Annotated in this window: 19 protein-coding genes; 12 read left to right on the top strand and 7 right to left on the bottom strand. The window is 60.7% G+C overall.

Going from position 1 to position 19116, the window contains the following annotated elements; genetic code table 11:
• Positions 1–51 precede the first annotated feature (51 nt).
• Entirely contained in the window at positions 52–450 is a 399-nt protein-coding gene (locus tag PSEBG33_RS27635; protein WP_032803665.1) for a DUF2177 family protein, read from the top strand.
• Here PSEBG33_RS27635 and PSEBG33_RS07825 read toward each other — a convergent pair.
• Entirely contained in the window at positions 394–1572 is a 1179-nt protein-coding gene (locus tag PSEBG33_RS07825) for an MFS transporter (protein WP_005790208.1), read from the bottom strand. The genes PSEBG33_RS27635 and PSEBG33_RS07825 overlap by 57 nt on opposite strands.
• Before the next feature lie 104 nt (positions 1573–1676).
• Between PSEBG33_RS07825 and ptrR the strand changes: the two genes are divergently transcribed.
• The gene (gene ptrR, locus PSEBG33_RS07830; protein ID WP_005790206.1) at positions 1677–2570 is read left to right on the top strand and encodes a putrescine utilization regulator PtrR; all 894 of its coding nucleotides are present in this window, start codon (positions 1677–1679) and stop codon (positions 2568–2570) included.
• A gap of 142 nt (positions 2571–2712) precedes the next feature.
• Entirely contained in the window at positions 2713–2835 is a 123-nt protein-coding gene (locus PSEBG33_RS29935; protein WP_003193089.1) for a PA1414 family protein, read from the top strand.
• Between the two features lie 188 nt (positions 2836–3023).
• On the opposite strand, the gene PSEBG33_RS07835 is transcribed toward PSEBG33_RS29935, so the two are convergent.
• Positions 3024–4406: a sodium:solute symporter gene (locus PSEBG33_RS07835; protein WP_005790204.1), complete on the bottom strand. Its 1383-nt coding sequence runs from the start codon at positions 4404–4406 to the stop codon at positions 3024–3026.
• Positions 4407–4537: 131 nt separating this feature from the next.
• Positions 4538–5488, bottom strand: coding sequence for an agmatinase (gene speB / locus PSEBG33_RS07840; RefSeq protein WP_005790202.1), 951 nt, complete (start codon positions 5486–5488; stop codon positions 4538–4540).
• Between the two features lie 149 nt (positions 5489–5637).
• Between speB and PSEBG33_RS07845 the strand changes: the two genes are divergently transcribed.
• From PSEBG33_RS07845 to PSEBG33_RS07875, 7 genes are all read left to right on the top strand, one after another.
• Positions 5638–6531: a LysR family transcriptional regulator gene (locus PSEBG33_RS07845; RefSeq protein ID WP_005790200.1), complete on the top strand. Its 894-nt coding sequence runs from the start codon at positions 5638–5640 to the stop codon at positions 6529–6531.
• 7 nt (positions 6532–6538) lie between these two features.
• Positions 6539–7144, top strand: a complete 606-nt coding sequence (locus PSEBG33_RS07850) for a tRNA-uridine aminocarboxypropyltransferase (protein WP_005790198.1) — start codon at positions 6539–6541, stop codon at positions 7142–7144.
• A gap of 231 nt (positions 7145–7375) precedes the next feature.
• Positions 7376–8278: a cysteine synthase CysM gene (gene cysM / locus PSEBG33_RS07855; protein ID WP_005790197.1), complete on the top strand. Its 903-nt coding sequence runs from the start codon at positions 7376–7378 to the stop codon at positions 8276–8278.
• Positions 8278–9630, top strand: coding sequence for a 23S rRNA (uracil(1939)-C(5))-methyltransferase RlmD (gene rlmD, locus PSEBG33_RS07860; RefSeq protein WP_005790195.1), 1353 nt, complete (start codon positions 8278–8280; stop codon positions 9628–9630). The genes cysM and rlmD overlap by 1 nt, the downstream gene beginning before the upstream one ends.
• A 121-nt stretch (positions 9631–9751) precedes the next feature.
• Positions 9752–11995, top strand: coding sequence for a GTP diphosphokinase (gene relA / locus PSEBG33_RS07865; protein ID WP_005790193.1), 2244 nt, complete (start codon positions 9752–9754; stop codon positions 11993–11995).
• A gap of 140 nt (positions 11996–12135) precedes the next feature.
• A complete protein-coding gene (mazG, locus tag PSEBG33_RS07870; protein WP_005790191.1) occupies positions 12136–12969 on the top strand; it encodes a nucleoside triphosphate pyrophosphohydrolase in 834 nt (277 codons plus the stop codon).
• A gap of 25 nt (positions 12970–12994) precedes the next feature.
• Entirely contained in the window at positions 12995–13540 is a 546-nt protein-coding gene (locus PSEBG33_RS07875) for a DUF2058 domain-containing protein (protein WP_005790189.1), read from the top strand.
• A 93-nt stretch (positions 13541–13633) separates the two neighbouring features.
• On the opposite strand, the gene PSEBG33_RS07880 is transcribed toward PSEBG33_RS07875, so the two are convergent.
• From PSEBG33_RS07880 to purM, 4 genes are all read right to left on the bottom strand, one after another.
• Positions 13634–13822 (bottom strand): hypothetical protein, encoded by a 189-nt coding sequence (locus PSEBG33_RS07880; RefSeq protein ID WP_003193064.1) that lies wholly within the window; start codon positions 13820–13822, stop codon positions 13634–13636.
• 312 nt (positions 13823–14134) lie between these two features.
• Positions 14135–14848, bottom strand: coding sequence for a DUF3108 domain-containing protein (locus PSEBG33_RS07885; protein WP_005790187.1), 714 nt, complete (start codon positions 14846–14848; stop codon positions 14135–14137).
• Positions 14849–14856: 8 nt separating this feature from the next.
• Positions 14857–15507, bottom strand: a complete 651-nt coding sequence (gene purN / locus PSEBG33_RS07890; RefSeq protein ID WP_005790184.1) for a phosphoribosylglycinamide formyltransferase — start codon at positions 15505–15507, stop codon at positions 14857–14859.
• Positions 15507–16565 (bottom strand): phosphoribosylformylglycinamidine cyclo-ligase, encoded by a 1059-nt coding sequence (gene purM / locus PSEBG33_RS07895; protein WP_005790182.1) that lies wholly within the window; start codon positions 16563–16565, stop codon positions 15507–15509. The genes purN and purM overlap by 1 nt, the downstream gene beginning before the upstream one ends.
• Before the next feature lie 355 nt (positions 16566–16920).
• Here purM and PSEBG33_RS07900 point away from each other — a divergent pair, with 355 nt between their 5' ends.
• Together PSEBG33_RS07900 and PSEBG33_RS07905 are read left to right on the top strand one after the other, a co-directional pair.
• Positions 16921–17961 (top strand): DUF2066 domain-containing protein, encoded by a 1041-nt coding sequence (locus PSEBG33_RS07900; protein ID WP_005790181.1) that lies wholly within the window; start codon positions 16921–16923, stop codon positions 17959–17961.
• A gap of 55 nt (positions 17962–18016) precedes the next feature.
• Positions 18017–19090 (top strand): AI-2E family transporter, encoded by a 1074-nt coding sequence (locus PSEBG33_RS07905; RefSeq protein ID WP_005790179.1) that lies wholly within the window; start codon positions 18017–18019, stop codon positions 19088–19090.
• Positions 19091–19116: the final 26 nt, after the last annotated feature.

Here is a 19116-nt window from a genome sequence, read left to right as displayed (position 1 = left end):
AGGAGCGAGCTTGCTCGCCACAATAAGCTCGCTCCTACAAAGGCTCGTGTCATGTCCAAGAGACCGCTCTTCGCCTACCTCGGCACCTTGCTCGCCTTCCTGCTCCTCGACGGCCTCTGGCTCGGCGTGCTGATGGGCCCCACCTACAAATCCCTGCTCGGCCCGCTGATGCTTGATCAGCCGCGCCTGTTGCCTGCGGTGTTGTTTTATCTGCTGTATGTCCTCGGTTGTGTGGTGTTCGTGGTCTTGCCCAGTGCCAGTTGGCAACGTGCTGCGCGGTTGGGCGCACTGCTGGGCCTGGTGGCCTATGGCACTTATGATTTGAGCAATTGGGCCACGCTTCAGGGCTGGTCCGCCGGGCTCGCGGTGATGGACATGGCGTGGGGCACCTGTTTAACCGCCCTGTGCTGCACCGTCGGCCACCTGTGTGCACGGCGTGTGCATCGGTAGTTGGCGGTTGATCAAGACCGAGCCTGCCACCAACAACCCGGCACCGGCGACGATCAACGCCGGGTGCAGACCACCACCGAGGTGACTGCTCATCGAGGCCAGTAGCGGACCGCTCAGTTGGCCGATGGCAAAGCTGGCGGTCAGTAGCCCTGTGCTGCGTTGGTAGCCGTTGGGTGCAACCTCGCGCAGGCGCGCCATTACCAGTTGCATGCAGGCCAGGAAGGGCGCGCCGCACAACAACACGCCCAGCGCCAGGCCCCAACCGTTACCGAGCAGGCAGGCGAAGACCCCGGCCGCTTGCAGCCACAAGGTCACGATCAGCCAGCGGCGCGTGGTGTCCGGGCTCTTGCGGCGCAGGCTTGCCACCACCACACCTACAGCGGCAGCCAGGCCGAAGCAGGGCCAGAACAGATCGGCCTGCCAGGCTCCGTTGAACTGTGCGTTGGCCATCTGCGACAGAAAGGTCGCGGGGATGATGTAGCCCAGGCCGAACAGGAAATAGATCCAGCACAGATGCGCGATGCTGCCGTTGTTGCTTGCACGGGTTTCAGCAGGCGCCGTGAGGGTTGGCTTGGGTAAAAAGGGCAGGATCGCCAGCAGCATCACCAGGGCAACGATGCCGTAGACCAGCCACAGCATGGCGGAGCCTTGCCCCAGCAAGTTCGAGCCCAGCGCCAGCAGCCCCGTCAGCGCAATCCCCAGTCCCGGCCCGGCAAATACCAGCGCACCCAGACGCGGCCGGCCGGCGGCGATCGCCAGCGGCTGGCTCAGGCTGGTAATCATCACCAGGGCCCAGGCGCTGGCCACGCCGGTTCCGAAGCGCAACAGCAAGTGCGGCCAGAACCCATGGGCCCAGTACGACGCGAGCGTCAGCAGTACGCAGAGCCACAACCCGCCATAAAGGCGGCCGCGTACATGATGATGGCTGCGAGCAAAGATCGAATCCACCGCGCCCACAAAGTAGCCCAAGTAATTGGCGGCCGCGATCAGCCCGGCATCCGCCAGGTCGACCTGACCTTCGCTGAGCAAATGCGGCATTTGCGGGGTCAGGGCGAAGCGGCCAATGCCCATGGCCATCATCAGGGCGATAAAGCTGGCAAGTAAACGAATCTGCGGTGACATGCTTAGGTTTCCTACAGGAAAGCGAATGACTTGTAGGCTAAGGCGGATTGACTTTCTGTAAAATTGAATAATAGTGAGTAACTTGTTCAGTTTTGGAGAAAGGTATGGAGTTCAGTCAATTGCGGATTTTCCAGGCCGTGGCGGAAGAGGGCTCCATCACCCGCGCCGCCGAACGTTTGCACCGCGTGCCATCGAACTTGTCGACCCGCCTCAAGCAGATGGAGGAGCAGCTGGGGGTCGAGCTGTTTGTGCGTGAGCGCCAGCGGTTGCAGCTTTCTCCTGCGGGTAAAGTGCTGCTGGACTACAGCACCCGGCTGCTGGCGCTGCATGACGAAGCTCACGGCGCCGTACAAGGCGGTCAACCGGCTGGTGATTTTGTGCTGGGCAGCATGTACAGCACCGCCGCGGTTCACTTGCCCAAGCTGCTGGCGCGCTATCACAGGACTTACCCCATGGTGAACCTGCAAGTACAGTCGGCGCCCAGCGGGGAGTTGCTGGAAGGTTTGATTACCGGGCGGCTGGATGCAGCGTTTGTGGACGGTCCGCTGACCATCGCGACTCTGGATGGCGTACCGCTGTGCGAAGAGCGCCTGGTATTGATTTGCGAAGCCGATCACCCACCGGTGCGCGGGCCCCGGGACGTTGCCGGGCGACCGGTGTTCACGTTCCGACGCAGTTGCGCCTATCGCACGCGCCTGGAAACCTGGTTTTCCCACGAGCATGTAGCCATGGGGCGGGCTATCGAGATCGAGTCCTATCAAGGGATGCTTGCGTGTGTGATCGCCGGTTCGGGGGTGGCGTTGATGTCGCAATCGATGCTCGACAGCCTGCCAGGCAAGGACAGCGTGTCCGTTCATCCGCTGACCGGGCCTTTTGCCACTGCGACCACCTGGCTGATGTGGCGAAAGGGTATGCTCGGCGCTAACCTCAATGCATGGATCGACCTGCAGCACGAAGGCAGCCCGGCAAGCCTGGCAGATACGCGCGCCATCGCTTGAGCGATTCGTCAGGATTTGGATCAATCCAGTAATAGTTAGTTGTGGTTTCGTTCAAGCATTACCTAGGACTTAGGGCTACTATCTCTGTAGGAAACGGCGACAAAACTCACGCCGACCAGCACTACCCTCAAAGGGGGCAACCATGAAAGAGAAAATCCAAAACTGGCTCCACGATCTTGGCGTTGCGCTGGGCTTGATCGAGCCCCCGCTGCAACCGGTGCCGATCCGCACGGACGATGAGCAGCGCCGGCCCCGTCGCCGCTGAGTATCAGGCCCAAAGAATATGCAAAATGTGGGAGCGGGCTTGCTCGCGAATACGGTGCATCAGCCAGTAAATGGTTGAATGACACACCGCCTTCGCGAGCAAGCCCGCTCCCACAATTATTTTGTGCAGGGCAAAAAAACGGGCGCGAACACCGACGTCGCACCCGCTGAAGAAACTATCCTAATCGCTCAAGCCGCCCGAGCCGCCACGGTATCTGGTTTGCGCGACAACACACTCACCAGCACAAAACTCACCAGGGCCACCGCCAGGCTGCAGTAAATCGGTGTGTTTGCATCCAACCCATCCTTGAACATAAACACCAGCGCGGTTACGAAACCCAGCGCCATGGACGTGATCGCGCCCGAGGTGGTGGCTCGCTTCCAGAATATCGCGCCAATCAGAGGTACCAACATACCGCCCACCAACAGGTTATAGGCCAGGGTCAGCGCGCTGATCACGTCATTCACCACCAGTGCGATGCCCAATACGGCCACACCGGTCATCAGGGTGAACAAGCGGTTGATGCCCAGGCTCGATTGCCTGCCACCGCGCAGCCGTGGTAGCAGGTCTTCGGTCAACACGGTGGACGCAGCGAGCAGGCCGGCGCTGGCGGTGGACATCATCGCCGCCAGGGCAGCCGCAATCACCAGGCCACGAATACCGTCCGGTAACGAGGCTTTGACGATGGCGGCAAAGGCATTGTTGACGTTATCCAGATCCGGGATCAGCACGTGAGCCGCCATGCCAATCAGGGCGCACGCCAGGCCGTAGAGAATGCAGTAGACGCCGGCGAAAGTGCCCGCGTACTGGGCGACCTTTTCATCACGGGCGGTGAACACTCGTTGCCAGATATCCTGGCCGATCAGGATGCCGAAGAAGTAGATCATGAAGTAAGTGATGATCGTGTCCCAGCCGATCGCGGTAAAGCTGAAGTTCGACGCCGGCAGCTTGGCCACCAGTTCATCCCAGCCGCCGACGCGGTACAGGCAGATCGGCAGCAGGATGAACATCAGGCCGACGGTCTTGATCACAAATTGCACGATATCGGTCAGGGTCAGCGACCACATGCCACCGATGGTTGAATACACCACCACCACACCGCCGCCTACCAGCACCGACATCCAGAAGGGCAAGTCGAACAGCACTTGCAACACGGTGCCGATGGCCAGGATCGAGGTCACGCCGATCATCAGTGCATAGGCCAGCATGATCACCGCGCTGGCCTGTCGCGCCATGGGGTTGTAGCGTTTTTCCAGGACCTGGGTCACGGTAAAGATTTTCAGCTTCAGCAGCGGCTTGGCCAGGAACAGGTTCAGCGCAATGATCCCGGCGCCCAGCGCGGCGCACAGCCAGAAACCTGAAATGCCGTGCACATAACCCAGGCGCACGGTGCCGACGGTGGAGGCGCCGCCCAATACCGTGGCGGCCATGGTGCCCATGTACAGCGACGGGCCGAGGTTACGGCCCGCCACCAGATAGTCTTCGTGGGTTTTGGCGCGGCGCATACCGTAGTAGCCGAGCACGAGCATACCGGCGGCGTAGATGAGTACGACGAATAAATCCAAAGCCATGACGGTGATTCTCCGATTATCTTTTTTATGGGCGATCAGGCGGCAGCCGGCTCGGTCAATACGCGAGCGAAGGTCAGGTACATCGTTGGATGGGGATCTGCGCGATCCCCTTGATTGTTATCGTGAAGGCATCAGCGATGCGCGACGCCAGGCAATACGCAGAGCATCTCGTACAGCAAGTTGGCGCCCAGCAGCGAGGTGTTGCCGGTGGTGTCGTAGGGCGGCGAAACTTCCACCAGATCACAACCAATCAGATCCAGGCCCTGGCAGCCACGGATGATCTCGATCGCCTGGATGGTGGTCAGCCCGCCGATTTCCGGGGTGCCGGTGCCGGGTGCCCAGGCGGGATCGATGCCGTCGATGTCGAAGCTGAGGTACACCGGGCCGCCGCCGACTTTTTCCCGCACTTGGGCCATCAACGGCGCCAGGGATTGGTGCCAGCATTCTTCGGCCTGGACTACGCGAAAGCCTTGCTTGCGGCTCCAGTTGAAGTCTTCGGCGGTGTAGCCCTGGGCACGCAGGCCGATCTGCACCACGCGGTCGCAATCGAGCAAACCTTCTTCCACGGCGCGGCGGAAGGTGGTGCCGTGGGCGATTTTTTCGCCGAACATATGGTCGTTGACGTCGGCATGGGCATCGATGTGCACCAGCCCGACCTTGCCGTGTTTCTTGTGGATCGCCCGCAGGATCGGCAGGGTGATGGTGTGGTCGCCGCCCAGGGTCAGGGGGATCACGTCGTGCTCAAGAATTTCATCGTAGGCTTCTTCGATGATGCGCACGGCGTCGAGCAGGTTGAAGGTGTTGATCGCCACGTCGCCGATGTCGGCCACTGACAGTGAGTCGAACGGTGCAGCGCCGGTGGCCATGTTGTAGGGGCGGATCATCACCGACTCGGCGCGGATTTCCCGAGGCCCGAAGCGTGTGCCGGCGCGCAGCGAGGTGCCGATATCCAGGGGCACGCCGATAAAGGCAGCGTCCAGACCCTTGGCCGTTTGCAGGTGGGGAAGGCGCATCATGGTGGCGATGCCGGCGAAGCGCGGCATTTCGTTGCCGCCCAGTGGTTGGTGGAAAATCTTGTCCACGGGATTGCCTCATCGTTGTTTTGTTTATTGATGGCCGATTCTGCGAAAAGCCTGGGGCAGGAAGAATCGGCAGGGGCAAATACTTAGTTCAGATTTTTCTAAACTAATGCAGGGAGGTAGACTGCACGCATCCCTGTCCGGAGCCGACCATGGCCAACGCCTTGCCCGACCTGAAACTCCTGCGCATCTTCGTCAGCGTCGTGCGCCACCAGGGGTTCGCCAATGCCCAGCACGAACTCAACCTGTCGACGTCGGCCATCAGCACGTATATGAGCCAACTCGAATCCGCGCTGGGCCTGGTGCTGTGCCATCGAGGACGTGGCGGCTTCAGCCTGACCAGCAAAGGCGAGCTGTTTCATCAGGAAACCCTGCGCCTGTTGGGCGAGCTCGAGGGCTTCGAGCAATACGCTGCCGCGCTCAAAGGCGAGTTGCGCGGTACGCTCAAGCTGGGCGTGCTTGATTCCACCGTCAGCGACAAGGCCCTGCCGTTCGCCGAAGTGATTGGCGCCTACAGCCTGGAACATCCGGCGGTTCACCTGAATCTGTCGGTGATGAGCCCCTACGAACTGCAACTGGGCGTACAGGACAACCGCCTGGACCTGGCAATCGGTGCGTTCTCCAACCGTATGAGCGGGCTGATCTATATGCCGCTGTACCGCGAACAGCACTGGCTGTATTGCAGCAACCGGCACCCGCTGTTCAGCGAGCGGCGTATTCCCGAACAGGTCATCACTCAGCAACGTATGGTCGGCCGCGGCTACTGGAGCCAGGCCGAGCTGGCGCGCCACGGCTTCAAACACAGCGCCGCGACCGTGGAAAGTATGGAAGCGCAGTTGATCCTGGTATTGTCCGGCGCCTACATCGGTTACCTGCCCGAACACTACGCCCAGGCCTGGGCCGACAAGGGTGACCTGCGCGTGTTACTGCCGGCGACCTTCGGCTACCAGGCGCCGTTCTCGATGATCATGCGCCGTGGCCGTAGCCGTGAACCGCTGATCCAGACCTTCCGCGACTTGCTCAAGACCCAGCTCAACCAGGCCTGAAAAAACCATGCCCAGACCCCAATGCCCGCAATGCTTGCGGCCGACCACTCATTGCCTCTGTGCACTGATCCCGACCCTCGACAGCCGCACCCGCGTGTTGCTGTTGCAGCACCCGAGCGAGGTCGGCCATGCGCTCAATACCGCGAGGTTGGCGGCGTTGGGCTTGAATAATGCGCAGTTGGTGGTGGGGGAGGTGTTTGATGATCTGGCGACGTTATTAAACCCGCCTGGTTATCGGGCGCGATTGTTGTTTCCGGCCGATGATGCCGAGCCGCTGCACGCTTACGCACCTGACGATCAGCCATTGTTATTGGTGGTTCCCGATGGCACCTGGCGCAAGGCGCGCAAGCTGTTGCACCTCAACCCTTTGCTGGCGGCGTTGCCCCGGGTGACATTGGCCCTAGGCGGCGTTTCCCGCTATCGCTTGCGCAAGGCGCCGGGGCCTGGCGCCTTGTCAACGGTCGAAGCAATCGTGCAAGCGCTGCAGGTACTGGAAGCGCCGGTATCGTTCGAGCCGCTGCTCAAACCCTTTGAAGCACTGATCGAAGGGCAGATTGCGGCGATGGGGGAGAAGGTTTTTCAGAAAAATCATGGCGGCGGGCGGCGGGAGTAGCAGGTTTATCGAGGTGCGGCCATCGGGAGCAAGCCCCCTCCCACAGTCGACCGTATTCTCATGTTGGAACGCGATCAACTGTGGGAGGGGGCTTGCTCCCGATGGCGTCCCAACCGGCGCCACTTTATTAGCTTATTCCTATAAGCCATAAGCACCACACTTTGCGTGATATGGCCCGCCGGCCTTTCCCGGTATGATGTCCGCCCCCGCAGTCTGGATTGCGAATACGCCATGACCTTGCAGTACCCAACAATCGCCGATTGCGTCGGCAACACGCCCCTGGTCCGCTTGCAACGCATGGCGGGTGAAACCAGCAATACCCTGTTGCTCAAACTCGAAGGCAACAACCCGGCCGGCTCGGTCAAGGACCGCCCGGCGCTGTCGATGATCGCCCGCGCCGAGTTGCGCGGGCAGATCAAGCCAGGCGACACCCTGATCGAAGCCACCTCGGGTAACACCGGCATCGCCCTGGCCATGGCCGCGGCGATCAAGGGCTACAAGATGGTGTTGATCATGCCCGACAACGGCAGTGCCGAGCGCAAGGCGGCGATGACCGCTTACGGTGCCCAGCTTATTCTGGTGAGCCAGGAAGAAGGCATGGAAGGCGCCCGTGACCTCGCCGAGCGTATGGCCGCCGAAGGCCGTGGCGTGGTGCTGGACCAGTTCGCCAACGGTGACAATCCCGAAGCGCACTACACCAGCACCGGCCCGGAAATCTGGCGCCAGACCCAGGGCACCATTACCCATTTCGTCAGCTCCATGGGCACCACCGGCACCATCATGGGCAACTCGCGCTACCTGAAGGAGCAGAACCCGGCGATCCAGATCGTCGGTCTGCAACCGATGGAAGGCGCGGCCATCCCCGGTATCCGCCGCTGGCCCGAAGAGTACTTGCCGAAGATCTACAACGCGACGCGCGTAGACCGCATCATCGACATGGCCCAGCGCGAAGCCGAAGACACTACGCGCCGTCTGGCCCGTGAAGAAGGCATCTTCTGCGGCGTGTCCTCCGGCGGCGCCGTGGCCGGTATGTTGCGCTTGTCCAAAGAAGTGGAAAACGCGGTGATCGTCGCGATCATCTGTGACCGAGGCGACCGCTACCTGTCGACCGGCATCTTCGACGAACCCAACTGATGGCCAAGCACGAGAGAGGCCTGCGCTTCCAGCCGACAGGCGGCAGCCGGGCCCCGCAGATCCCGGTGGGCAAGAAACAGCGCCTGACCATCGAACGCCTGGCCAATGATGGCCGTGGCATTGTGTTCTTTGAAGGCCGCACCTGGTTTGTGAATGGCGCGCTGGCCGGCGAAGAAGTCGAAGCGCGGGTGTTGGGCGCCCACGGCAAAGTGGTTGAGGCCCGCACCGAGCGGGTGTTCAAGGCCAGTGAGCTACGGCGCCCGGCACCCTGCGCCCACGTTGGCCGCTGCGGCGGTTGCAGCGTGCAGCATCTGCCCCATGACCAGCAACTTGCCCTGAAACAGCGCATGCTCGCCGAACAACTGTCGCGGGTGGCAGGTGTCGAACCGCAAGAGTGGGCGCCGCCGTTGAGCGGGCCGGAGTTCGGTTACCGGCGTCGCGCCCGTGTGGCCGTACGTTGGGACGCCAAGGCGAAGAAACTCGAAGTGGGTTTTCGCGCCGTGGCCAGTCAGGACATCGTCGCTATCGACGACTGCTCGGTGCTGGTACAAGCCTTGCAACCGATCATGCAGCGCTTGCCGAATATGCTGCGTCGCCTGAGCAAACCGCAGGCGCTGGGGCATGTGGAGCTGTTCAGTGGTTCGTCCATCGCTGTGTTGCTGCGGCATATGGCACCGCTGTCCGAAGCAGACCTGCTGATCCTGAAAGAATTCTGCACCTTCCATGAAGCCCAATTATGGCTGCATGGCGAGGGTCAGCCGGAACCTGTCGAGCCCGACCAACCCCTGGGGTTTCGCCTGGATGCCTGGAATCTGGAACTGGCTTACCGGCCGGGAGATTTTGTGCAGGTCAACGCCGGGGTCAATCAGGCGATGGTTGCCCAGGCATTGGAGTGGCTGGCGCCACAAGCCGACGAACGGGTGCTGGACCTGTTTTGCGGCCTTGGCAACTTCGCCTTGCCGCTGGCGCGCCAGGTGCGCGAAGTGGTGGCGGTAGAGGGTGTGCAGACCATGGTGGACCGTGCGGCACTCAATGCCGCGAGCAACCATTTGCCTAACGTGCAGTTCTTTCAGGCCGACCTGTCTCAACCTTTGACTGACGCGCCATGGGCCAAACAGGGCTTTTCTGCGGTACTCTTGGACCCACCCCGCGATGGTGCCCAAGAGGTTGTGCGCAAGCTCGCCACCCTTGGAGCCAAGCGCCTGGTGTATGTGTCCTGTAACCCAGCCACGCTGGCGCGGGACACGGTTGAGTTGGTCAAGCAAGGCTACCGGCTAAAGCGTGCCGGGATTCTCGACATGTTTCCGCAGACTGCGCATGTCGAGGCCATGGCGTTATTTGAAGCGGGCTAGGATGCCCGTTTAATCCGACTGGCCTGCGTTCTCCAAGGCCTTGGTACTGCTACGGAGCTCGCAGTAAAAGTCGGCGATGATTTTGGCGCATCAAAGGTGCGTCGTAGGGAAGGTAAGCAAGATGGTACAGGTGAGAGCACACCAGCCGATCAACACCGACGGCAGTATCAATCTCGAGGCATGGCTGGATCATGCCGTCAGTGTCGACCCGGCACTGGACCGTGAAGCCTTGAAAGCAGCCTGCGAGTTCGCTCGTGAGTCTGAGCAGCAAGACAATGCGGCCAAGAACCTGTGGGCCGAAGGCACTTCAAGCTTTCGCACCGGGTTGGAAATCGCCGAGATCCTCGCCGATCTCAAGCTGGACCAGGATTCGCTGATCGCCGCCGTGCTGTATCGCGGCGTGCGCGAAGGGCATATTCCGTTGGCCACGGTTGGCCAGCGTTTCGGTTCGGTGGTGGCCAAACTGATTGACGGCGTGCTGCGCATGGCGGCCATCAGTGCCAGCCTCAGCCCACGCCAGTCGATGGTGCTGGGCACCCAGGGCCAGGTGGAAAACCTGCGCAAGATGCTGGTGGCGATGGTCGACGACGTGCGCGTCGCCTTGATCAAGCTGGCCGAGCGTACCTGCGCGATCCGTGCGGTGAAGACCGCCGACGACGAAAAGCGCAACCGCGTCGCCCGCGAAGTCTTCGACATCTACGCGCCGCTGGCCCACCGCCTGGGCATCGGCCACATCAAGTGGGAGCTGGAGGACCTGTCCTTTCGCTACCTGGAGCCGGACCAATACAAACAGATCGCCACGTTGCTGCACGAGCGGCGCCTGGATCGCGAGCGCTTTATCAGCGACGTGATGGGCCAACTGCGTTCCGAGCTGCAGGCAACCGGCGTAGACGCCGACATCAGCGGCCGCGCCAAGCACATCTATTCCATCTGGCGCAAAATGCAGCGCAAGGGCCTTGCCTTCAGCCAGATCTACGACGTGCGGGCGGTGCGCGTGCTGGTGCCGGAAATGCGCGACTGTTACACCGCGCTGGGGATCGTCCACACCCTGTGGCGCCACATCCCCAAGGAGTTCGACGACTACATCGCCAACCCCAAGGAAAACGGCTACCGCTCGCTGCACACTGCGGTGATCGGCCCTGAAGGCAAGGTGCTGGAAGTGCAGATCCGCACCCACGCGATGCACGAAGAGGCCGAGCTGGGCGTGTGCGCGCACTGGCGCTACAAGGGCACCGACGTCAAGGCCGGGTCCAACCAGTACGAAGAGAAAATCTCCTGGCTGCGCCAAGTGCTGGAATGGCACGAAGAACTCGGCGACATCGGCGGGCTGGCCGAACAGCTGCGGGTGGATATCGAGCCGGACCGGGTCTATATCTTCACCCCTGACGGCCATGCCATTGACTTGCCCAAGGGCGCCACGCCGCTGGATTTTGCCTACCGCGTGCACACCGAAATCGGCCATAACTGCCGGGGCGCCAAGATCAACGGGCGCATCGTTCCGCTCAACTACAGCCTGCAAACCGGTGAACAGGTCGAGATCATCACCAGCAAGCACGGCACGCCGAGCCGCGACTGGCTGAACCCGAACCTGGGCTATATCACCACCTCGCGGGCGCGGGCGAAGATCGTCCACTGGTTCAAACTGCAAGCGCGCGACCAGAACGTCGCCGCCGGCAAGACCCTGCTCGAACGCGAACTGGCGCGCCTGGGCCTGCCTCAGGTGGACTTCGACAAGCTGGCCGAAAAGGCCAACATGAAGATCGCCGAAGACATGTTCGCCGCCCTCGGTGCCGGTGACCTGCGCCTGGCGCAACTGGTCAACCTGGCCCAGCAACTGGTCGAGCCCGAGCGCGGCAACGAACAGCTGGAACTGATCCCACGCAAGGCCACCGGCTACAAACCGGGCAAGCGTGGCGATATCCAGATCCAGGGCGTGGGCAACCTGATGACGCAAATGGCCGGCTGCTGCCAGCCGTTGCCGGGCGACGCCATCGTCGGCTATATCACCCAGGGCCGTGGCGTGAGCATTCACCGCCAGGACTGCGCCTCGGTGCTGCAGCTGGGCGGGCGCGAGCCGGAGCGGATTATCCAGGTCAGTTGGGGGCCGGTGCCGGTGCTCACTTACCCGGTGGACATCATCATCCGTGCCTACGATCGTTCCGGCTTGCTGCGTGACGTCTCGCAAGTGCTGCTCAACGAGCGGATCAACGTGCTGGCGGTCAACACCCGCTCGAACAAAGAGGACAACACGGCGTTGATGTCCCTGACCATCGAGATTCCGGGCCTGGATGCGCTGGGGCGGTTGCTTGGGAGGATTTCCCAGTTGCCGAACATCATCGAGACGCGGCGTAACCGTACCCCATGAGTAACTGGGTGAACGCCGTTTAAAGTGTGGGAGGGGGCTTGCTCCCGATAGCTGCCTATCAGTTGATACATCTGGTGACTGAAACACCGCTATCGGGAGCAAGCCCCCTCCCACATTGGATCTTCAGTGGAAAGAGATTGATGTATTCACTAGATGACCTGCTGCACCTGATGAACCGCCTGCGCGACCCGCAATACGGCTGCCCGTGGGACATCAAGCAAACCTACGCAACAATCGTCCCGCATACCCTCGAAGAAGCCTACGAAGTGGCCGACGCCATCGAGCGTGGCGATTTCGATCACCTGCAAGGCGAGTTGGGCGACCTGTTATTCCAGGTGGTGTATTACAGCCAGTTGGCCCGAGAAGAAGGGCGCTTCGAATTTGCCGGGGTGATCGACAGCATCACGCGCAAGCTGATTCGACGCCATCCCCATGTGTTTCCCACTGGCGATCTGTATGCACCGCTGGATATTCCGCAATTGAGCGAAGAACAGGTCAAGGAGCGCTGGGAGCAGATCAAGGCCGAGGAGCGTGCGGAAAAATCCGACGCACCTGAGCAACTTTCCCTTCTGGATGATGTGCCAACGGCCTTGCCTTCACTGTCCCGTGCGGCCAAATTGCAAAAGCGCGCCAGCCAGGTCGGTTTCGACTGGCCAGCCGCCTTGCCGGTGGTGGACAACGTGCGTGAAGAGTTGGATGAAGTGCTCGAAGCCATGGCCGATAACGATCCGCAGGCCATTGCCGATGAAGTCGGTGACCTGCTGTTTGCCGCCGTCAACCTGGCCCGTCACCTCAAGGTTGACCCGGAAACCGCACTGCGCGATGCCAATGCCAAGTTCGAACGACGTTTCCGATTTATCGAACAGGCATTGCGCGATACGCACCAACCCATAGAAGATTGCACCCTCGAAGAGTTGGACGCCCTGTGGGGCGAAGCCAAACGCCAGGAAAAGAATGTGTCCAGCTGCGGTTGAGCAGCTGCCTAAGTGAGTAAGCACCATGAGCCTTTCCCTTCGCGACCAGTTGCTCAAAGCAGGTCTGGTCAACCAAAAGCAGGCCAAGCAGGTCGGCAAAGAGAAGCAGAAGCAGCAGCGTCTGGTCCACAAGGGCCAGGCCGAAGTCGATGATACCCAGGCACGCCTGGCCGCTGAGGCACACGCCGAGAAGGTCAAGCGTGACCAGGAGCTCAACCGCCAGCAGCAGGAAAAAGCCGAGGCCAAGGCGCGTACTGCCCAGGTCAAGCAGTTGATCGAAACCTCGCGCTTGCCCAAGTTGACCACCGAGGACTACTACAACTTTGTCGATGACAAGAAGGTCAAGCGCCTGTCGGTCAACACCTTGATGCGCAACAAGCTGAGCAACGGCTCCTTGGCGATCGTGCACCACGGTGGCGGCTATGAGGTGATCCCGCGTGAAGCGGCGCTGAAGATCCAGGAGCGGGCGCCGGAACGTATCGTGCAGATGAACATCCTCACCGAAAGCCAGGTGCCGGATGAGGATGATCCGTACGCCGCGTACCAGATCCCGGATGATCTGATGTGGTAAGGCTGTAGAAACAACAAACCCCGCTCAAAGGCGGGGTTTTTGTGTGTAGACGGCCCGGCTGCGTGGGCCGGGCGTCCACATGATTTCAGTGTTTCAGGAGCTTTTTGCCTGGCGTTGCAGTTCGAGAGTCTCGAGCTCGTTTTTATAATTGTGGGCGTCGCTCTCGTTGTGGAACATACCGACCAATACGTCTTGCTGATGGACATCCCAGATGTGAATCCCGTGGCCTACTGCTTCATGGGACATATGCTCATCGTCGCGTTCAGTTACTTTTACAGTCATCTGCTTGCTCCAATCTCTGGTTGATCTGCGGCAAGTCGTCGCAGGCCTTTGTTATATAATTTGTTAGCTTGCTAAGTAAATGGGTTTTGCGCGCAACAATTCATTGCAGGAAACGCAACAATCGCGCAGGCCGCTAAACCCGTGGCATTCGGTCGCAGGGGCATGAGTTTTATGACAAAAGTTTCATGTTTGCTTCTAGCAATAAGACCTTTGTCGGCCCTACCACCGCTATCGGGAGCAAGCTTCACAGTAAAATTTCCAGGCAAAAAAAAGCCCCGCATTCAGCGAGGCTCTTTTCCAGCACATCTGCAATCAGCTGCCCTTGACGGCCTGGCCATCAACGGTGCCATCCTGCAGCATGATGTTGTATTCCTTGCCATCGGTCTCAACCTGGCGCAGGGCAACCAGAATGCCGCCCTGGTTCTTGGCAAACCACATCTGCGTGATGCGTTTGCTCTGGGAGGGATCACGTACGCGTTCAACTTTGATCGCGTCAATGGAGCCTACCTTGGTCTGAACCTTTTCCGGGCCAATCACACGGAAGTCATAGGTATCGACATCAGTGCCTTCGGCCACTCGGTAGCTCATGCTCTTCTTGCCGGCAGCCACGTCGCGCTGAAGGGCGAGCTGATACGTGGACTTGTCGAGCATGCCGCTTTCGAGGGTGACGTTGACCGGATCCTTGTTTTCAAAGCCGGTGATTTTCTTGTTCGCCTGGTCGAAATCCAGGTTGATTTTCTTGGCCTTTCCCAAACCGCCGCGCTCGAAGCTGTAGCTCTTGGGTTGCAGGGTGTCCTTATCGAAGAGGATCACGCTGGTTTCGGTCAGGCTGGCAATCATCATCGAGGCCTTGAAGTTCAAGGTCCAGGTGCCGTCGCCGTTTTTGGTCAGGCTGCGTTCAGCCGAACCACTCATGGGCAGTTGCTTCCAGTCGGCGGTGTAGCTGACGGAGAAAGGGTGAAGGTCTGCCGCTTGTACGGCAGGCAAAGCGAACAGCGCAAAAGCGAAGAGCAGGGCGCGACGCATAAAATCTCCTAGGTTCGAATCAAGTGGCCGCTGGCCGCGAGTAACTGACCGTCCAATAATGCACCCTGGTCACCAAGAATCAACCGTCCCTCGGCAAACCAGCGAACAGCCAGCGGGTAAATCCTGTGTTCCTGGGTATGAACCCGTTGCGCAAGCGTCTGCGCCGAGTCGCCTGACTCTACCGGAACCACTGCCTGTACGACCAGAGGCCCGCCATCGAGTTCCTCGGTGACAAAGTGCACGCTGCAGCCATGCTCGCTGTCGCCGGCGTCGAGGGCGCGCTGATGGGTGTGCATGCCTTTGTACTTGGGCAGCAGGGAAGGGTGGATATTGAGCAGGCGCCCTTCGTAGTGCCGCACGAAATCAGCACTGAGGATGCGCATGAAGCCAGCAAGCACGACGAGCTTGGGATTGAAGGCGTCGATCAGTTCGACCAGGGCGCGGTCGAAGGCCTCGCGGCCGTCGAACGCCTTGTGATCCAGCGAGCGGGTGTCGATACCCGCGTCCCTGGCGCGTTGCAGGCCGTAGGCGTCGCTGCGGTTGGAAATCACCGCAGCGATGCGCACCGGGCTGTCGCCGCTGCGCGTGCTATCGATCAGGGCCTGCAAGTTACTGCCGGTGCCGGAGAGCAGCACCACGACATCACAGGTTGCAGGCATCAGTGCGCCTTAAGGTTCTTCAGTTCAACCTGGGCTGCGCCTTCCGGAGCAGTGGCGATCTGGCCGATGACCCAAGGTTGCTCGCCGGCTTCACGCAATACGTTCAGCGCGGTTTCAACGTGCTCTTGCGCCACGCAGATGACCATGCCCACACCGCAGTTCAGCACGCGGTGCATCTCGGTTTCGTTGACGTTGCCTTTCTCTTGCAGCCAATCGAAGACTGCCGGGCGCTGCCAGCTGGCCACGTCGACAATCGCCTGGGCGCCTTTTGGCAGGACGCGCGGGATGTTGTCCAGCAGGCCGCCGCCAGTGATGTGGGCCATGGCCTTGACGGCACCGGTGTCCTTGATCAGCTTGAGCAGTGGCTTGACGTAAATGCGGGTCGGGGCCATCAGCAGGTCGGTCAGAGGCTTGCCGTCGAGCTGGATGTTCTCGATGTCGGCGCCGGACACTTCGATGATCTTGCGGATCAGCGAGTAACCGTTGGAGTGCGGGCCGGACGATGGCAGGGCGAGCAGGGCGTCGCCGGCAGCCACTTTGGAGCCGTCGATGATCTCGGCCTTTTCCACGACGCCGACGCAGAAACCGGCCAGGTCGTAGTCTTCGCCTTCGTACATGCCTGGCATTTCAGCGGTTTCGCCGCCGACCAGCGAGCACCCCGACAGTTCGCAGCCGGCGCCGATGCCGGTGACCACCTGGGTTGCGGTTTCGACATTGAGCTTGCCGGTGGCGTAGTAGTCGAGGAAGAACAACGGCTCGGCGCCGCACACCACCAGGTCGTTGACGCACATGGCAACCAGGTCGATGCCGATGCTGTCGTGCTTGTTCAGGTTCAGGGCCAGGCGCAGCTTGGTGCCTACGCCGTCGGTGCCGGACACCAGTACAGGCTGCTTGTAGCCGGCCGGGATTTCGCAGAGGGCGCCAAAACCGCCCAGGCCGCCCATGACTTCAGGGCGCGCAGTGCGCTTGGCGACGCTCTTGATGCGTTCGACCAATGCTTCACCGGCGTCGATGTCTACACCGGCGTCCTTGTAGCTCAGGGAGGGTTGCTTGCTCATGATCCAGGCCTTTAGGGGGGGATTCAGGGGTAACGACCGAGCGGGCGGGCGCTTTTTAAAAAGGCCGCTGCCGTTGACGGTCTGCGAAGGCGCGCGATTTTATCAGGCTTGAAGGGCAGCGGCCATCCTCGGGCCGACGGGCAGGGCCATATAGATTAAAAAAGCCGGTTAAAAAATGCTGATCGGCTCTGCCAAGCGGCGTATTAAGGTATAGCCTTGAACCCGCTATCGTTATGACAGTACAAAAACTTACCGAGGCCCTGTGAATGTTTTGCCGGGTGCTGTGGTCACAGCCTGGCTAAACCGATTCACGCGGTCTGTTCCAGCCGCTAAATTTGTCGTTCGGGAATCTTCCATGCGTCTGTGTAAATTCTTCTTTGTGGGCTGTTTGTCGTTGGTCAGCCTGGCGAGTCATGCCGAAACCCTCAATGGCCTCTATCAAGTGCTCGAACCGGTCAGCAGCCAGTCGCCCCAGGAGCGTGACCAGGCCACCCAGCGCGCCGTGCAGACCCTGGTGATCCGCCTCACCGGCGACGCCAAGGCCGCCGACGGCCCGGGCCTGGCGGCAATCCGCAAGGACCCGCAACAAATCATCACCCAATACGGCTACGACGCCGGCCCGCCCGAGAGCCTGCAAGTGGACTTCGACCCGGTCAGCACCGATCGCGCCTTGCGTGATGCCGGCCTGTCGATCTGGGGCAGTAATCGGCCGTCGATTCTCGGTTGGTGGCTGAACGATTCTACCGAAGGTAGCAGCCTGGTCGGTGATGGCCAGGCGGTTGCCCAGACATTGCGCCGTGCCGCGCAACACCGTGGCTTGCCGTTGCGCCTGCCGCTGGGCGACCTGGATGAGCAAGTGGTTGCCACTGCGCCGAATCTGGAAAGCGCGGACGCTGCGCCCTTGCGTGCAGCCTCCGAGCGCTACGGAGCCGATGCGTTGCTGGCTGTGCATGCGCGCCAGGAAGGTAATCAGTGGCAGGCCAAATGGCGTCTGTGGCTGGGCGATAAGTCTGAGCAAGGTACCGTCCAAGGCGCTGATACTGCCGCACTGGCAGATGCTGTATTGCTGGAGGTCAGCCAAAAGCTGGCGCCGCGCTTTGCGGTCAAGCCCGGCGTGAGCAGCGAGCAGCTGCTTGAAGTGCAAGGCATGAACCTGGAGCGATACGCCGCCCTGGGCCGGTTGCTGGAACCCTTTGGCGGTCAGCCGCAGTTGGTGGATGGCAATCGCATTGTGTATCGCGTCAACGGTAGTGCTGAGCAGTTGCGTACCCAATTGAGCCTGGCCAAGTTGCAGGAAGTTCCCGCAGGTGAAGTCCCGGCCCAGCAACCTGTGGTCGATGGCACGCAACCGGCTGCTGTACCTGAGCCTCAGGCGCAACTGCGGTTTCGTTGGTAAATAGTGTTCCTTCTTCTATATAGAAGAAGGGCGTCGATAATAGATGGAGTGGTTTATGGCGGATACGCGTCGTTGGGTGTGGCTTGGCGGGATAGTCCTGCTGTGCGGTTTTGTGTTCTTGCTGCATTCGATCCTGACGCCGTTTCTGGTGGCGCTGTTGCTCGCCTATCTGTTCGATCCCGTGGTGGATCGCCTGGAAAAAGCCGGTATGTCGCGTACTTTGGGCGTGGTCACGGTGTTCGCACTGTTCACGCTGATTATCACGGCGCTGGTGTTGATACTGGTGCCGATGCTGGCCAAGCAGCTGTTTCGCCTCTACGAGCTGGCGCCGCAGATGCTCGACTGGTTGCAGCACACGGCAATGCCGTGGGCCCAGTCCAAGTTCGGGTTGGCGGATGGGTTCTGGAAGTTCGACAAGGTCAAGGCGGCCATCAGCGAGCATATGGACAAGACCACCGATATCGTTACGGTGGTGCTCAGCCAGGCAACCGCTTCGAGCCTGGCACTGATCGGCTGGTTGACCAACCTGGTGCTGATCCCGGTGGTGGCGTTTTACCTGCTGCGTGATTGGGACATCATGATGGCCAAGATCCGCAGCCTGCTGCCCCGTGACCGTGAAGAACGCATCGTCTCCCTTGCTGCAGAATGCCATGAAGTACTGGGGGCATTCGTTCGCGGTCAGTTGCTGGTGATGCTGGCGCTGGGGGTGATCTACGCAGCTGGCTTGATGGCCATCGGCCTGGAGCTGGGGCTGTTGATCGGCTTGATCGCAGGCCTGGCAGCCATCGTGCCGTATATGGGCTTTGTGATTGGTATCGGTGCGGCGCTGGTGGCCGGTCTGTTCCAGTTTGGCGGCGACCTCTACCCAATGCTGGGGATTGTCGCGGTGTTCATGGTCGGCCAGGCATTGGAAGGCATGGTGCTGACGCCGTTGCTGGTAGGCGATCGGATTGGCCTGCACCCGGTGGCGGTGATCTTTGCGATCCTGGCGGGTGGCGAGTTGTTCGGGTTTACCGGCATTCTGCTGGCGCTGCCGGTGGCGGCGGTGATCATGGTGCTGGTGCGTCATGTTCACGACTTGTACAAGGATTCGGACGTGTATACGGGCGTTGATGAGCCCGAGTTGTAATCGCAATGTCACAAACCCGGCCAAGG

It is taken from the genome of Pseudomonas synxantha BG33R, from assembly GCF_000263715.2.
Lineage (GTDB): Bacteria > Pseudomonadota > Gammaproteobacteria > Pseudomonadales > Pseudomonadaceae > Aquipseudomonas > Aquipseudomonas synxantha_A.
Note: the sequence above shows the minus strand (reverse complement) of the source record. Positions and strands in the feature narration are given on the sequence as shown.

Excerpts from the sequence above, each read along its gene's own strand:
- PSEBG33_RS27635 (WP_032803665.1), top strand. The coding sequence starts at position 52 with ATGTCCAAGAGACCGCTCTTCGCCTACCTCGGCACCTTGCTCGCCTTC.
- PSEBG33_RS07825 (WP_005790208.1), bottom strand. The coding sequence starts at position 1,572 with ATGTCACCGCAGATTCGTTTACTTGCCAGCTTTATCGCCCTGATGATG.
- ptrR (WP_005790206.1), top strand. The coding sequence starts at position 1,677 with ATGGAGTTCAGTCAATTGCGGATTTTCCAGGCCGTGGCGGAAGAGGGC.
- PSEBG33_RS29935 (WP_003193089.1), top strand. The coding sequence starts at position 2,713 with ATGAAAGAGAAAATCCAAAACTGGCTCCACGATCTTGGCGTTGCGCTG.
- PSEBG33_RS07835 (WP_005790204.1), bottom strand. The coding sequence starts at position 4,406 with ATGGCTTTGGATTTATTCGTCGTACTCATCTACGCCGCCGGTATGCTC.
- PSEBG33_RS07845 (WP_005790200.1), top strand. The coding sequence starts at position 5,638 with ATGGCCAACGCCTTGCCCGACCTGAAACTCCTGCGCATCTTCGTCAGC.
- PSEBG33_RS07850 (WP_005790198.1), top strand. The coding sequence starts at position 6,539 with ATGCCCAGACCCCAATGCCCGCAATGCTTGCGGCCGACCACTCATTGC.
- cysM (WP_005790197.1), top strand. The coding sequence starts at position 7,376 with ATGACCTTGCAGTACCCAACAATCGCCGATTGCGTCGGCAACACGCCC.
- rlmD (WP_005790195.1), top strand. The coding sequence starts at position 8,278 with ATGGCCAAGCACGAGAGAGGCCTGCGCTTCCAGCCGACAGGCGGCAGC.
- relA (WP_005790193.1), top strand. The coding sequence starts at position 9,752 with ATGGTACAGGTGAGAGCACACCAGCCGATCAACACCGACGGCAGTATC.
- mazG (WP_005790191.1), top strand. The coding sequence starts at position 12,136 with ATGTATTCACTAGATGACCTGCTGCACCTGATGAACCGCCTGCGCGAC.
- PSEBG33_RS07875 (WP_005790189.1), top strand. The coding sequence starts at position 12,995 with ATGAGCCTTTCCCTTCGCGACCAGTTGCTCAAAGCAGGTCTGGTCAAC.
- PSEBG33_RS07880 (WP_003193064.1), bottom strand. The coding sequence starts at position 13,822 with ATGACTGTAAAAGTAACTGAACGCGACGATGAGCATATGTCCCATGAA.
- PSEBG33_RS07885 (WP_005790187.1), bottom strand. The coding sequence starts at position 14,848 with ATGCGTCGCGCCCTGCTCTTCGCTTTTGCGCTGTTCGCTTTGCCTGCC.
- purN (WP_005790184.1), bottom strand. The coding sequence starts at position 15,507 with ATGCCTGCAACCTGTGATGTCGTGGTGCTGCTCTCCGGCACCGGCAGT.
- purM (WP_005790182.1), bottom strand. The coding sequence starts at position 16,565 with ATGAGCAAGCAACCCTCCCTGAGCTACAAGGACGCCGGTGTAGACATC.
- PSEBG33_RS07900 (WP_005790181.1), top strand. The coding sequence starts at position 16,921 with ATGCGTCTGTGTAAATTCTTCTTTGTGGGCTGTTTGTCGTTGGTCAGC.
- PSEBG33_RS07905 (WP_005790179.1), top strand. The coding sequence starts at position 18,017 with ATGGCGGATACGCGTCGTTGGGTGTGGCTTGGCGGGATAGTCCTGCTG.